The sequence below is a fragment of the Mycobacterium seoulense genome (genome assembly GCF_010731595.1).
Taxonomy (GTDB): Bacteria; Actinomycetota; Actinomycetes; order Mycobacteriales; family Mycobacteriaceae; genus Mycobacterium; species Mycobacterium seoulense.
This window is the reverse complement of record NZ_AP022582.1, coordinates 5430177-5444699: the sequence shown is the minus strand read 5'-3', so window position 1 is coordinate 5444699 and position 14523 is coordinate 5430177. Positions and strand designations below refer to the sequence as shown.

Genomic DNA, 14523 nt, shown 5'->3' with positions numbered 1-14523 from the left:
CCATGACAAGCGTTACCGACCACACCGCGGAGCCGGCCGCCGAGCACACCATCGACATCCACACCACCGCAGGCAAGCTGGCCGAACTGCACAAGCGCCGGGAAGAGTCGCTGCACCCGGTGGGCGAAGAGGCGGTCGAGAAGGTGCACGCCAAGGGCAAGCTGACCGCCCGCGAGCGCATCCTCGCCCTGCTGGACGAGGACTCGTTCGTCGAGCTCGACGCGCTGGCGCGGCACCGCAGCAAGAACTTCGGCCTCGAGCACAACCGCCCGCTCGGCGACGGCGTGATCACCGGCTACGGCACCATCGACGGCCGCGACGTGTGCATCTTCAGCCAGGACGCCACGGTGTTCGGCGGGAGCCTCGGCGAGGTGTACGGCGAGAAGATCGTCAAGGTGCAGGAGCTGGCGATCAAGACCGGCCGCCCGCTGATCGGCATCAACGACGGCGCCGGCGCGCGGATCCAGGAGGGCGTGGTCTCGCTCGGCCTGTACAGCAAAATCTTCCGCAACAACATCCTGGCCTCGGGCGTGATCCCGCAGATCTCGCTGATCATGGGTGCCGCCGCCGGCGGGCACGTCTACTCCCCCGCCCTGACCGACTTCGTCGTGATGGTCGACCAGACCAGCCAGATGTTCATCACCGGGCCGGACGTCATCAAGACCGTCACCGGCGAGGACGTCACGATGGAAGAGCTCGGCGGCGCCCACACCCACATGGCCAAGTCGGGCACCCTGCACTACGTCGCCTCCGGCGAGCAGGACGCCTTCGACTGGGTGCGCGACCTGCTGAGCTACCTGCCGCCCAACAACGCCACCGACGCCCCGCGCTACGCCGTGCCCATCCCCGAGGGCGCGATCGAGGACAACCTCACCGAGGAGGACCTCGAGCTGGACACGTTGATCCCGGACTCGGCCAACCAGCCCTACGACATGCACGAGGTGATCACCCGCATCCTCGACGATGACGAGTTCCTGGAAATCCAGAACGGCTACGCCACCAACATCATCGTCGGGTTCGGCCGCATCGAGGGCCGGCCGGTCGGCATCGTGGCCAATCAGCCCACGCAGTTCGCCGGCTGCCTGGACATCAACGCCTCGGAGAAGGCGGCCCGGTTCGTCCGGACCTGCGACTGCTTCAACATCCCGATCATCATGCTGGTGGACGTCCCGGGCTTCCTGCCGGGCACCGGCCAGGAATACAACGGCATCATCCGGCGCGGCGCCAAGCTGCTGTTCGCCTACGGCGAGGCCACCGTCCCGAAGATCACCGTGATCACCCGCAAGGCCTACGGCGGCGCGTACTGCGTCATGGGCTCCAAGGACATGGGCTGCGACGTCAACATCGCCTGGCCGACCGCGCAGATCGCGGTGATGGGCGCCTCCGGCGCCGTCGGCTTCGTCTACCGCAAGCAGCTGGCCGAGGCGGCCAGGGAGGGCAACGACGTCGACGCGCTGCGGCTGGAGCTGCAGCAGGAGTACGAGGACACCTTGGTCAACCCCTACGTAGCCGCCGAGCGCGGTTACGTCGACGCGGTGATCCCGCCGTCGCACACCCGCGGCTACATCGGCACGGCGCTGCGGCTGCTGGAACGCAAGATCTCGCACCTGCCCCCCAAGAAGCACGGGAACATTCCGCTGTGAGCGAGAAGAACGGTTCCGCGGCAACCGAAACCGCGCCCGAGGCACACGAGCCGCGCGAGGCGCACGAGCCGCACCTCCACATCCTCAAGGGGCACCCCACCGACGATGAGCTGGCCGCGCTGGTCACCGCGCTCGGCCTGATCGGCGGCGGCGTCCCCGAGCCCACCGAGCCCGAGCCCACCCGCTGGGGCCTGCCGGTGGACCGGCTGCGGTTCGCGATGTCCAACTACCAGCGGCTCACCATGCAGCAAATGACACACATGAAGCGTTGACCCGCCTGGTCCTCGCGTCGGCCTCGTCGGGCCGCCGCAAGGTGCTGCGCCAGGCCGGCGCCGATCCGCTGGTCGTGGTCTCCGGTGTGGACGAGGACGCCGTCATCGCCGGGCTCGCTCCCGGCGCCGAACCGGCCGAGGTGGTGTGCGCGCTGGCCGCCGCGAAGGCCGAACGGGTGGCGGGCGAGCTGGACGGCGCCGTCGCGGCGGATTGCGTTGTGCTCGGCTGCGATTCGATGCTGCACCTCGACGGCGAACTGTGCGGCAAGCCCGGCTCGGCCGACGCGGCGATGGCCCAGTGGCGGGGCATGGCCGGCCGGTCGGGCCGGCTGCACACCGGGCACTGCCTGTTGCGGCTGAGCGGCGGCGCGATCACCGGCCGCGAAGCGGAATCGGCCTGCACCACAGTGCATTTCGCCGACCCCTCCGACGCGGACCTGCGGGCTTACGTCGCCGGCGGCGAGCCGCTGCACGTCGCCGGCGGGTTCACCCTCGACGGGCTGGGCGGCTGGTTCGTCGACGGGATCGACGGCGACCCGTCGAACGTGATCGGCGTCAGCCTGCCGCTGCTGCGGTCGATGTTGGGCCGCGTCGGCCTGTCGGTCGCCGCGTTGTGGGCGGCTAACCGGGCAACCGACATCCCCGAGACTTGAACCATGGCGGCCCGATCCGGCGTGTCGTCGCCATGGCGTAACTGTCGCGGCGGCAAACGCACGCTTCACCCCTGGCGGTAGGCTCGGTGGCGTGGCATTACCCCCCGATCCAAGCCCGACTCTGACGGCCTACGCCCACCCGGAACGACTGGTCACGGCCGACTGGCTCTCCGCCCACCAGGGCACCCCCGGCCTGGTGATCGTCGAATCCGACGAAGACGTCCTGCTCTACGACGTCGGCCATATCCCCGGCGCGGTCAAGATCGACTGGCACACCGACCTCAACGACCCGAGGGTCCGCGACTACATCAACGGCGAGCAGTTCGCCGAATTGATGGACCGCAAGGGCATCTCGCGCGACGACACCGTGGTGATCTACGGCGACAAGAGCAACTGGTGGGCCGCCTACGCGCTGTGGGTCTTCACGCTGTTCGGCCACCCCGACGTGCGCCTGCTCAACGGCGGCCGCGACCTTTGGCTGGCCGAGCGCCGGGAGACCACCCTGGACGTGCCGACCAAGACCTCCAGCGGCTACCCCGTCGTCGCGCGCAACGACGAACCCATCCGGGCCTTCAAGGACGACGTGCTGGCCATTCTGGGCACCCAGCCGCTGATCGACGTGCGCTCGCCGGACGAGTACACCGGCAAGCGCACCCACATGCCCGACTACCCCGAGGAGGGCGTGCTGCGCGGCGGCCACATCCCCACCGCCCGGTCCATCCCGTGGGCCAAGGCGGTCGACGAGAGCGGGCGCTTCCGCAGCCGCGACGAGCTCGAGGAGCTCTACGACTTCATCACCCCCGACGACAAGACCGTCGTGTACTGCCGCATCGGGGAGCGGTCCAGCCACACCTGGTTCGTGCTCACCTACCTGCTGGGCAAGCCCGGGGTGCGCAACTACGACGGATCGTGGACCGAGTGGGGCAACACCGTGCGCACCCCGATCGTCGCGGGTGAAGAGCCGGGCGACGTTCCCATCCGATGACCCTGCCCGCCCCGTTGGCCGAGGTGGTGTCCGACTTCGCCGAGGTCGAGGGCCAGGACAAGCTGGCGCTGCTGCTGGAATACGCCAACGAACTCCCGGCCCTGCCCGCCGAGTTGGAAGAACAGGCCATGGAGCCGGTGCCCGAGTGCCAGACCCCGCTCTTCCTCCACGTCGACGCCGGCGACCCGAACCGGGTGCGGCTGCACTTCAGCGCGCCCGCCGAGGCGCCGACCACCCGGGGGTTCGCGGCGATCCTGGCCGCCGGTCTCGACGAGCAGCCGGCCGCCGACATTCTGGCGGTGCCCGAGGATTTCTACACCGACCTGGGGTTGGCCGCGCTCATCAGCCCGCTGCGGTTGCGCGGCATGTCGGCGATGCTCGCCCGCATCAAGCGGCGGCTGCGCGAGTCCGGTCAAAATACCGGCACCGCCTCGTCGGCCTGACGGCGCGGCGCTTAGACTTCCCGGGAGTTGTAAGAAACTCTCTTAAAGAAGCCCACGGCGGAAAGAACGTCCGCTTCAGATATGCCAAACAGGAGGCGCAGTGGCTAGTCACGCCAGCTCGAGGATCTCCAAAGTGCTTGTCGCCAACCGCGGCGAGATCGCTGTCCGGGTGATCCGGGCGGCCCGCGACGCGGGCCTGCCCAGCGTGGCGGTGTACGCCGAGCCCGACGCCGACGCGCCGCACGTGCGCCTCGCCGACGAGGCATTCGCCCTCGGTGGCCAGACCTCCGCGGAGTCCTACCTGGACTTCGGCAAGCTGCTCGACGCGGCGGCCAAGTCGGGCGCCAACGCCGTGCACCCGGGCTACGGCTTCCTCTCGGAGAACGCCGATTTCGCGCAGGCGGTCATCGACGCCGGGCTGATCTGGATCGGCCCGAGCCCCCAGTCGATCCGCGACCTCGGTGACAAGGTCACCGCCCGCCACATCGCGGCCCGCGCCCAGGCACCCCTGGTGCCCGGCACCCCCGACCCGGTCAAGGACGCCGACGAGGTGGTCGCCTTCGCCAAGGAGTACGGCGTGCCGATCGCCATCAAGGCGGCCTTCGGCGGCGGCGGGCGGGGCATGAAGGTGGCGCGCACCATCGAAGAGATTCCCCACCTGTACGAGTCGGCGGTGCGCGAAGCCGTCGCCGCGTTCGGCCGCGGCGAGTGCTTCGTCGAGCGCTACCTGGACAAGCCCCGCCACGTCGAGGCGCAGGTGATCGCCGACCAGCACGGCAACGTCATCGTGGCCGGCACCCGCGACTGCTCCCTGCAGCGCCGCTTCCAGAAGCTGGTGGAGGAGGCGCCCGCGCCGTTCCTGACCGACGCGCAGCGCAAGGAGATCCATGAGTCGGCCAAGCGCATCTGCAAGGAGGCGCACTACTACGGCGCCGGGACCGTCGAGTACCTGGTCGGCCAGGACGGCCTGATCTCGTTCCTGGAGGTCAACACCCGCCTGCAGGTCGAGCACCCGGTCACCGAGGAGACCGCGGGCATCGACCTGGTGTTGCAGCAGTTCAAGATCGCCAACGGCGAAAAGCTGGATCTCACCGAGGATCCCACGCCGCGCGGCCACGCCATCGAGTTCCGGATCAACGGCGAGGACGCCGGGCGTGGCTTCCTCCCGGCGCCGGGCCCCGTCACCCGGTACGACACCCCCAGCGGACCCGGGGTCCGGCTGGATTCCGGTGTCGAGGCCGGTTCGGTGATCGGCGGCCAGTTCGACTCGATGCTGGCCAAGCTCATCGTGTACGGCGCCACCCGCGAAGAGGCCCTGGCCCGCTCCCGGCGTGCTCTTTCTGAATTCCACGTCGAAGGGCTGGCCACCGTCATCCCGTTCCATCGCGCCGTGGTGTCCGACCCGGCGTTCATCGGCGACGGCGACGGCTTCTCGGTCCACACCCGCTGGATCGAGACCGAGTGGAACAACACCATCGAACCCTTCACCGGCGGCGAGCCCCTCGACGAGGACGACGCCCGCCCGCGCCAGAAGGTGGTCGTGGAGGTCGGCGGCCGCCGGCTCGAGGTGTCGCTGCCCGGTGACCTGGCGCTGGGCAACGGTTCCGCCGCCGATCCGGCCGGTGTCATCCGCAAGAAGCCCAAGCCGCGCAAGCGCGGGGCGCACGCGGGTGCCGCCGCTTCCGGCGACGCGGTGACCGCCCCGATGCAGGGCACCGTGGTCAAGGTCGCGGTCGAGGAGGGGCAGGAGGTCGCCAGCGGCGACCTGGTCGTGGTCCTCGAGGCGATGAAGATGGAGAACCCGGTCACCGCACACAAGGACGGCGTGATCACCGGCCTCGCGGTCGAGGCCGGGGCCGCCATCACCCAGGGCACGGTACTTGCCGAGATCAAGTGATGCGGCGTTCCTGAGAATTGGCACAGGAATCGTTGTCGGCTTGCGGCACCGCGGGTAGGGTCAGGTCAGGTTGAGTTCACAGCCGTGCGGATAGCTCGACGGGCGCGGGAACTTGAACTCACTGCTCTCTCCTTCGGGTCCACGCCGGGCCTATTCCGCAGCACACCCTCCTCTACGGATGGAGTCAGTCATGCCTGTGGCCCAATCTTGGCAGCACAGCCGCGCGGCGCAGTTCACCGCGCGCTGGGAACCCTCGGGAACCCTGATCACGGTCGACGGTGAACTCGACGCCGCCAACGCCGACCAGCTGGCGGCGTATGTCCGACAGAGCATCGGCCGTTCGCGGCGCCTGGTCCTCGACCTTCGTGGCCTGAAATTCATTGGTACGGCGGGTTTTTCGGCACTGCACCGGATCAACGTCATGTCCTCGGGCGCCCAGGCGGATTGGGCCATGGCGCCCAGCCCGGCCGTGTCGCGGCTGCTGCGCATCTGCGACCCCGACGGCACGCTGCCGGTGACGACACCGATGGCCGAGCCGCTGCTGGAACCGCTGCGGGCGGAAGGCGACGAGTCGCTGTCCCTATTGCAGTTGGTCACGCAGTCGCGTTAGCGACTTCGCCAGCAGCCTGGAGACGTGCATCTGCGAGATGCCGACCCGTTCGGCGATCTGTGTCTGCGTCATCGACTCGAAGAACCTGAGCACCAACACCGTTCGCTCCCGTTCGGGCAGCGCCTCGAGCAGGGGGCGCAGCGACTCCTGGTCCTCGATCCGGTCCAGACCGGTGTCCACGTCGCCCAGGGTGTCGGCGATGGCGCGGGCTTCGTCCTCGTCGCTGCCGCCACCGCTGTCGATGGACAGGGTGTTGTACGAGCTCCCCGCCACCAGGCCCTCGACGACCTCCTCGCGGTCCATGCCGAGTTCGGCGGCGAGTTCGGTCGCGGTGGGCGCCCGGCCGAGCCGCTGCGACAGATCGGCGGTCGCGGTGCCCAGGCGCAGGTGCAGTTCCTTCAGGCGGCGCGGTACCTTGACCGACCAGCTGTTGTCGCGGAAGTGCCGGCGGACCTCGCCCATGATCGTGGGCACCGCGAACGACACGAAGTCCGAGCCCGTCTCCACGTCGAAGCGGACCACGGCGTTGACCAGCCCGACCCGCGCCACCTGGACGAGGTCGTCGCGCGGTTCGCCGCGGCCCTCGAACCGGCGGGCGATGTGGTCGGCCAGCGGCAGGCAACGCTCGACGATCTTGTCCCGTTGACGCTGGAATTCCATCGAGTCGGCGGGCACGGTCGCCAACTCGCGGAACATGTCCGGGACATCGGCGTACTCGTTCGGACGCGAGACCGAACCGCCGGCAGCTGGTGGTGTCACCTGCTGGAGGCCGCCCGTCGCGCCGTCAGCGTGATACCGAAGACGCTGCCGGTTTGGTTGGGTTCACGCCCGTCGTGGAAGGTCTGGACGTCGTCGGCCAAGGATGTCAGCACGTGCCAACTGAAGCTGCCGGGCGCCACCACGTCGTGGGTGTCGCACGCCGCGGACGCCTCCACCACCAATTGGTCGTCCTGCGGGTCCACCACGACGACCAGGACGGCGTCGGGGGTGGCGCAGCGGATCAACCGGGTGCACACTTCGTCGACCGCGAGCCGCAGATCCGCCACCGCGTCGAAGTCCAGGTCCTCGAAGGTGCCGATCGCACCGACCAGCGTCCGCAGCATCGCGAGGTTTTCCAGGCGCGCCGCGACGTGCAATTCGACGGCGCGATGCCCGCGCTGACGCTGGTTGGTGCGCAATCCCGCATCGTTCATCTGGTCTCCCGGCAATGATTGACTGACACTACTACCGCCCGGCAGACCGCCGTGGACCGTGCGTTCGAGCCGATTAGTCATGTTTGCCGCCGGGTATGCGACCCGCTGTGGAGGGTCCCGAAACCACCGGAACGGTCCGGACGCGACGGCTTCGGCGCGTGGCGATGATGGCAGCCGGGATCGCGCTGGCCGTAGTGGTGGTTCTGGCGGTAAGCATCTATGTCGGTGTCTTCGTGATCCTGTCCCCCATGATGGGGTGACCACGCTGACGCAACCCTTCCGGCACTCATCATGGTGCACACGTGATACCCACTCCGCGGGGCCGGTAACCCCCCGTATCCGCTCACCCGAAAAATGGTCCGGCGCTCACCTGGAGCGCGGCCGGCGCGCCAGCTAGCTGGCGGGCCGCTGCCGCTGCACCTCGGGGTGCTCGGCGTACCAGCGATCCGCCAGCCGGCGGATCCGCCGGTGTTCTATCGCCACCCACGTCAACCCGACGACCGCGGCGATGACGGCCAGTACGCCCGCGGTCACGCCCTCGTGATGGTGTCCGGTGCCGAAGGCCGCCAGGCTTCCGCACGCCCCGACCACGCCGGCCAACACCAGCAGATACCCGGGCCAGTGCAATACGTCGATCAATGACTCGCCGGCGAGCGGCCGTGTGGTCCTCAGATGGTCAACGGGGTCATGAAATGTGTCTCCCATGGCTGCTCCTCGTGGAGATTTGATGCTCGTGCGCAGCTCAATACGGGTTGCACCATCAACGGTAGATCCCCCGGAAGGCTTTGGCGAGACCCTGCTCAGAGGGCCAGCGCCGGACCGGCGATCGGGGACACGCCCAGGGCCACCATCAGCACCATCAGGGTGAACAAGAACCAGCCGGCACCGTGCCATCCCCACCAGGTGCCCCGCGACTTCCACACCAAGTAGGTGCGCAGGAACGCCCAGAGTCCGGCCGCCAGCAGAATCAGCGGTCCCCCCAGCGCCAGCAACGTGCGCTGCGGAGCGCCGCAGGCCGCGGTGTCCACCCCGGTGCCCGGACAGGTGCTCACCCACAGCGCGGCCATGACCAGGAACCCCACCGCCGCCACGGCGGACAGCGCCGCGAACCGCACGGCGGCGCGCACTTCGCCGTCTTCCTGCCCCAAGCGATCACCACCCGATCGCTCCTCCGCTTTGTGCATCCCTGCCCCTTATGTCCCCCGCGTCGTCAATGCTTTCTTCATCGTTTGCTGCGTCGCAATAGTTACCGCGCGATGACAAATGGGCCGACGAAACTCGGCGCTGCGATCGCGCTGGCACCAGCGGAATACGCATGGGAACAGATACCCACCGGTAAAACCGGTGAAACCGGGCGACGTTGCCACAGCCGGCGGCATGCGGGAAGCCCGGTTTCGGCGCGCGTGCCGGGCCCCGGGGGCGCGGAGGCCACCGACGCCTCCGTCAATTAATCCGCCAATAATCGCTGGCACAGGGCGTGGAGCCCGGATAAACACAATTTGGTCGGTGTCTCAGGACCGGTGAGTACTATCTCTCACATGCCGACAGCCAGAAGGCGGTTATCCCCCGAGGATCGACGCGCTGAGCTGCTCGCTTTGGGGGCAGAAGTCTTCGGAAAGCGACCCTACGACGAGGTGCGCATCGACGAGATCGCCGAGCGCGCCGGAGTGTCGCGGGCGCTGATGTATCACTACTTCCCCGACAAGCGGGCCTTCTTCGCCGCCGTGGTCAAGGACGAGGCCGACCGCCTGTACGAGACCACCAACATGGACGACGCCACCGGCCTGACCATGTACGAAGAGGTGCGGATGGGGGTCATGGCGTACATGGCCTACCACGAGCAGAACCCGGAGGCCGCGTGGGCCGCGTACGTCGGCCTGGGCCGGTCCGACCCGGTTCTGCTGGGCGTCGACGACGAAGCCAAGAACCGCCAGCTCGAACACATCATGAGCCGCATCCACGACCTGGTGGCCAACATCTCGGGGGCCAAGCTCGAAGGGGACGTCGAGCGGGACCTTCGGGTGATCTGTCACGGCTGGCTGGCGTTCACCTTCGAGCTGTGCCGCCAGCGCATCATCGATCCCACGATCGACGCCGAGCGCCTCGCCGACGCGTGCGCGCACTCGCTGTTCGACGCCATCGCCCGGGTCCCCGAGATACCGCCGGAACTGTCCCATGCGATGGCGACGGCCCGCATCCAGCCGCGCTAGCCCACGCTCTTGTCGGTGCACCTTGGCACCATGGTGTAGGTGACCACCCGTGACCCGCTAGGCCGGTTCAGCGCGACCACCCGCGAATGGTTCACCAGCACGTTCGCCGGGCCCACCACCGCGCAGGCACAAGCCTGGGACGCCATCGCCGACGGCGACAACACGCTGGTGATCGCGCCGACCGGATCCGGCAAGACGCTCGCGGCCTTCCTGTGGGCCCTGGACTCCCTGGCCGGACTTGCCGGCTCGGGCGAAAGGCCGGGGGGGACCCGGGTGCTGTACGTGTCGCCCCTCAAGGCGCTGGCGGTTGACGTCGAGCGCAACCTGCGCACCCCGCTGGCCGGCCTCACCCGCATCGCCGAGCGCCACGGTCGGCCGCCACCGGACATCAGCGTCGGCGTCCGCTCGGGCGACACCCCGGCCGCCGAGCGCCGCCAGCTCATCGCGCGACCCCCCGACGTGCTGATCACCACGCCGGAGTCGCTGTTTCTGATGCTCACCTCGGCCGCTCGCGAAACCCTGGCCGGCGTGCAGACGGTGATCGTCGACGAGATCCACGCCATCGCCGCGGGCAAGCGCGGCGCGCACCTGGCGCTGTCGCTGGAGCGGCTTGACGAGCTGCGGGAAGCTGCGCCAGCCCAGCGCATCGGGTTGTCGGCGACGGTGCGCCCGCCCGAAGAGCTCGCGCGGTTCCTGTCCGGGCAGCAACCGACGACCATCGTGGCGCCCCGGGCGGCCAAGACCGTGGAGCTGGCGGTGCAGGTGCCGGTGCCCGACATGGCCAACCTGGCCAACAACAGCATCTGGCCCGACGTCGAGGCCCGGCTGGTCGACCTGATCGAAGCGCACAATTCGACCATCGTGTTCGCCAATTCGCGGCGGCTGGCCGAGCGCTTGACCGCGCGGCTCAACGAGATCCACGCCGAACGCTGCGGGATCGAACTGGCGTCGGACGCCAACCGCGGGGTGCCGGGCGGGGCGCCCGCGCACATCATGGGCAGCGGCCAGACCTACGGCGCCGATCCGATACTGGCGCGCGCCCACCACGGCTCGGTGAGCAAGGAGCAGCGCGCCCTGGTCGAAGAGGACCTCAAGCGCGGGCTGCTCAAGGCGGTGGTGGCGACCTCGAGCCTGGAGCTGGGCATCGACATGGGCGCGGTCGACCTGGTGATCCAGGTGGAGGCGCCGCCGTCGGTGGCCAGCGGCCTGCAGCGCATCGGGCGGGCCGGCCACCAGGTCGGCGAGGTCTCCCGGGGCATCCTGTTCCCCAAGCACCGCACCGACCTGATCGGCTGCGCGGTGACCGTGCAGCGGATGCTGGCCGGCCAGATCGAGACGATGCGGGTGCCCGCCAACCCGCTGGACATCCTCGCGCAACAGACGGTGGCGGCCGCCGCGCTGGAGCCGCTGGACGCCGACCGGTGGTTCGACACGGTGCGCCGCAGCGCCCCCTTCGCGACGCTGCCGCGCAGCGTGTACGAGGCCACCCTGGACCTGTTGTCGGGCAAGTACCCGTCGACCGAGTTCGCCGAGCTGCGGCCGCGCCTGGTCTACGACCGCGACACCGGCACGCTGACCGCGCGGCCCGGCGCGCAGCGGCTGGCCGTCACCTCCGGCGGCGCCATCCCCGACCGCGGGCTGTTCGCCGTGTATCTCGCCTCCGAGGCCGAAAAGCCCACGCGGGTGGGTGAGCTCGAGGAAGAGATGGTGTACGAATCCCGGCCCGGCGACGTGATCTCGCTGGGCGCCACCAGCTGGCGGATCACCGAGATCACCCACGACCGGGTGCTGGTGATCCCCGCGCCCGGGCAGCCGGCCCGGTTGCCGTTCTGGCGCGGCGACGGCGTGGGACGGCCGGCCGAGCTGGGCGCCGCGCTCGGCGCGTTCACCGGCGAGCTGGCCGGGCTGGGCCGCGAGGCGTTCAACGCGCGCTGCGCCGGCCTGGGCTTCGACGCCTACGCGACGGACAACGTGTGGGCGCTGCTGGACGAGCAGCGGACCGCCGCGGGGGTGGTTCCCACCGACACCACCCTGCTGGTCGAGCGGTTCCGCGACGAGCTCGGCGATTGGCGGGTCATCCTGCACTCGCCGTACGGGCTGCGGGTGAACGGGCCGCTGGCGCTGGCGGTGGGCCGGCGGCTGCGGGAGCGCTACGGGCTCGACGAGAAGCCGACCGCGTCCGACGACGGCATCGTGGTGCGGTTGCCCGACACGCTCTCGGACTCCGGCGAGACCCCGCCCGGCGCCGAACTTTTCGTCTTCGACCCCGACGAGATCGACCCCGTCGTCACCGCCGAGGTGGGCGGTTCGGCGCTGTTCGCGTCGCGGTTCCGGGAGTGCGCGGCCCGGTCACTGCTGCTGCCGCGCCGCCACCCCGGGCGCCGCTCGCCACTGTGGCAGCAGCGTCAGCGCGCGGCGCAGCTGCTGGAAGTGGCGCGCAAATACCCCGACTTCCCGGTGGTGCTGGAGACCATCCGCGAATGCCTGCAGGACGTCTACGACGTCCCGGCCCTGGTCGCGCTGATGGGCGGCATCGCCCAGCGCACGGTGCGGGTGCTCGAAACGGAGACGGCGCGGCCGTCCCCGTTCGCCGCGTCCCTGCTGTTCGGCTATGTCGGCGCGTTCATGTACGAGGGCGATTCGCCGCTGGCCGAGCGCCGGGCCGCGGCGCTGTCGCTGGACAGCACGCTGCTGGCCGAACTGCTCGGCCGCGTCGAGCTGCGCGAGCTGCTCGACGCGGACGTCATCGCCGCGACCGGGCGCCAGCTGCAGCACCTGTCGGAGGACCGGGCCGCGCGCGACGCCGAAGGCGTCGCGGACCTGCTGCGGCTGCTGGGCCCGATGACCGAGAGCGAGATCGCCGCCCGCGCCGGCGGGGCCGAGGTGGGCGGCTGGCTCGAAGGCCTGCTCGCGGCCCGGCGGGCGCTGACCGTGTCGTTCGCCGGCCGCAGCTGGTGGGTGGCCATCGAGGACATCGGCCGGCTGCGCGACGGGGTGGGGGCGCCCGTCCCGCTGGGGGTACCGGCCGCCTTCACCGAGGCGGTGGCCGACCCGCTGGGTGAACTGCTGGGCCGCTACGCGCGCACCCGCACCCCGTTCACCACCACCGACGCCGCCGCCCGGTTCGGGCTGGGGCTGCGGGTGACGGCCGACGTGCTGGGCCGGCTGGCCGCCGACGGCCGGCTGGTTCGCGGCGACTTCGTCGCCGCGGCCGAGATTTCCGGCGCATCCGGCGGCGAGCAGTGGTGCGACGCCGACGTGCTGCGCGTGTTGCGGCGCCGCTCGCTGGCCGCGCTGCGCGCGCAGGTCGAACCCGTGAGCACCGCCGCGTACAGGCGGTTCCTGCCGGCCTGGCACCGGGTGGGCTCCGCCGGTTCGCCGGGCCACTCGGGGCTGGACGGGCTGATGTCGGCGGTCGACCAGCTGGCCGGTGTCCGGATGCCCGCGTCGGCGATCGAACCGCTGGTGCTGGGCCCCCGGGTCCGGGACTACTCCCCCGCCATGCTCGACGAGCTGCTCGCCACCGGGGAGGTCACCTGGTCGGGCGCCGGGTCGATCTCGTCCAGCGACGGCTGGGTCGCGCTCCACGTGGGCGATTCCGCCCCGTTGACCCTGGCCGGTCCCGCCGAGATCGACTTCAGCGACGCCCACCGCGCCATCCTGGACACGCTGGCCGGCGGGGGTGCGTACTTCTTCCGGCAGCTGGCCCAGAGCGGGATCCCCGACGCGGAACTGAAAGCGGCGCTGTGGGAACTGATCTGGGCCGGCTGGGTCACCGGTGACACGTTCGCCCCGGTGCGGGCCGTGCTGGGCGGCGTGGGCAGCCGCAGGCGTTCGGCGCCGGCGCACCGGTCACACCGGCCGCCGCGCCTGAGCCGCTACAGCGTCGCGCACGCGCAATCCCGCCCGGCCGACCCGACGGTGGCGGGCCGCTGGTCCGCCCTGCCCGCTCCCGAGCCCGACTCCACCGTGCGCGCCCACTACCAGGCGGAGCTGCTGTTGGGCCGCCACGGCGTGCTGACCCGGGGCGCGGTGGCGGCCGAGGGCGTCACCGGCGGGTTCGCCACGCTGTACAAGGTGCTGAGCGGCTTCGAGGAAACCGGCCGGTGCCAGCGCGGTTACTTCGTCGAGTCGCTGGGCGGCGCCCAGTTCGCCGTCGCCTCGACCGTCGACCGGCTACGCACCTACAGCGACGACATCGACCCCGAGCGCCCCGAATACCGGGCGGTGGTATTGGCCGCGGCCGACCCGGCCAACCCCTACGGCGCCGCCCTGCCCTGGCCGACGTCCGGCGGCGAGGGCGTCGGGGCCGGTGCCCGGCCGGGCCGCAAGGCCGGCGCGCTCGTCGTGCTGGTGGACGGCCACCTGGCCTGGTTCCTCGAGCGCGGCGGGCGGTCCCTGCTCACCTTCACCGACGACCCCGGTGCCCACCAGGCGGCGGCCGCGGCGCTGGCCGACCTGGTCGCCGTCCGGCGCGTCGCGTCGATCCTCATCGAACGCATCGACGGCACGCCGGCGCTGCAGCCCCAGGATGGACCCGGCCAGGTGGCGAACGCGTTGCAGGGAGCCGGCTTCGCCCGCACCCCGCGCGGACTACGGCTGCGGTAAGGCCGGGTA

Annotated in this window: 14 protein-coding genes; 10 read left to right on the top strand and 4 right to left on the bottom strand. The window is 70.5% G+C overall.

Going from position 1 to position 14523, the window contains the following annotated elements:
* Positions 1 to 2: 2 nt before the first annotated feature.
* The 7 genes from G6N37_RS25365 (at position 3) to G6N37_RS25335 (ending at position 6503) form a co-directional block, all read left to right on the top strand.
* On the top strand, positions 3 to 1643 hold the full coding sequence (locus G6N37_RS25365) for an acyl-CoA carboxylase subunit beta (RefSeq protein ID WP_163684240.1): 1641 nt from the start codon (positions 3 to 5) through the stop codon (positions 1641 to 1643).
* A complete protein-coding gene (locus tag G6N37_RS25360; protein WP_163684238.1) occupies positions 1640 to 1915 on the top strand; it encodes an acyl-CoA carboxylase subunit epsilon in 276 nt (91 codons plus the stop codon). Before G6N37_RS25365 ends, G6N37_RS25360 begins: the two co-directional genes overlap by 4 nt.
* Entirely contained in the window at positions 1912 to 2568 is a 657-nt protein-coding gene (locus G6N37_RS25355; RefSeq protein ID WP_163684237.1) for a Maf family protein, read from the top strand. Before G6N37_RS25360 ends, G6N37_RS25355 begins: the two co-directional genes overlap by 4 nt.
* Before the next feature lie 91 nt (positions 2569 to 2659).
* The gene (locus tag G6N37_RS25350; RefSeq protein ID WP_163684235.1) at positions 2660 to 3553 is read left to right on the top strand and encodes a sulfurtransferase; all 894 of its coding nucleotides are present in this window, start codon (positions 2660 to 2662) and stop codon (positions 3551 to 3553) included.
* Positions 3550 to 3996: a SufE family protein gene (locus G6N37_RS25345; protein WP_163684233.1), complete on the top strand. Its 447-nt coding sequence runs from the start codon at positions 3550 to 3552 to the stop codon at positions 3994 to 3996. The genes G6N37_RS25350 and G6N37_RS25345 overlap by 4 nt, the downstream gene beginning before the upstream one ends.
* 100 nt (positions 3997 to 4096) lie before the next feature.
* Positions 4097 to 5893, top strand: coding sequence for an acetyl/propionyl/methylcrotonyl-CoA carboxylase subunit alpha (locus tag G6N37_RS25340; RefSeq protein WP_163684231.1), 1797 nt, complete (start codon positions 4097 to 4099; stop codon positions 5891 to 5893).
* 178 nt (positions 5894 to 6071) lie between these two features.
* Positions 6072 to 6503, top strand: coding sequence for an STAS domain-containing protein (locus G6N37_RS25335; protein ID WP_163684229.1), 432 nt, complete (start codon positions 6072 to 6074; stop codon positions 6501 to 6503).
* Here the strand turns inward: G6N37_RS25335 and G6N37_RS25330 are convergent.
* Positions 6474 to 7262, bottom strand: coding sequence for an RNA polymerase sigma factor SigF (locus G6N37_RS25330; protein ID WP_067918163.1), 789 nt, complete (start codon positions 7260 to 7262; stop codon positions 6474 to 6476). The two genes, G6N37_RS25335 and G6N37_RS25330, sit on opposite strands and share 30 nt — an antisense overlap.
* A complete protein-coding gene (locus G6N37_RS25325; RefSeq protein ID WP_083169842.1) occupies positions 7259 to 7696 on the bottom strand; it encodes an ATP-binding protein in 438 nt (145 codons plus the stop codon). The genes G6N37_RS25330 and G6N37_RS25325 overlap by 4 nt, the downstream gene beginning before the upstream one ends.
* Before the next feature lie 107 nt (positions 7697 to 7803).
* Between G6N37_RS25325 and G6N37_RS25940 the strand changes: the two genes are divergently transcribed.
* The gene (locus G6N37_RS25940) at positions 7804 to 7956 is read left to right on the top strand and encodes a hypothetical protein (protein WP_167527411.1); all 153 of its coding nucleotides are present in this window, start codon (positions 7804 to 7806) and stop codon (positions 7954 to 7956) included.
* Positions 7957 to 8089: 133 nt separating this feature from the next.
* Here the strand turns inward: G6N37_RS25940 and usfY are convergent, their stop codons facing one another.
* Positions 8090 to 8401, bottom strand: coding sequence for a protein UsfY (usfY, locus tag G6N37_RS25320; RefSeq protein ID WP_163684227.1), 312 nt, complete (start codon positions 8399 to 8401; stop codon positions 8090 to 8092).
* 95 nt (positions 8402 to 8496) lie between these two features.
* A complete protein-coding gene (locus tag G6N37_RS25315; RefSeq protein ID WP_163684225.1) occupies positions 8497 to 8880 on the bottom strand; it encodes a hypothetical protein in 384 nt (127 codons plus the stop codon).
* Positions 8881 to 9234: 354 nt separating this feature from the next.
* On the opposite strand from G6N37_RS25315, the gene G6N37_RS25310 reads away from it, so the two are divergent.
* Positions 9235 to 9906, top strand: a complete 672-nt coding sequence (locus tag G6N37_RS25310; protein ID WP_163684223.1) for a TetR/AcrR family transcriptional regulator — start codon at positions 9235 to 9237, stop codon at positions 9904 to 9906.
* A gap of 39 nt (positions 9907 to 9945) precedes the next feature.
* A complete protein-coding gene (locus G6N37_RS25305) occupies positions 9946 to 14514 on the top strand; it encodes an ATP-dependent helicase (RefSeq protein ID WP_163684221.1) in 4569 nt (1522 codons plus the stop codon).
* The last annotated feature ends 9 nt before the right edge of the window (positions 14515 to 14523 follow it).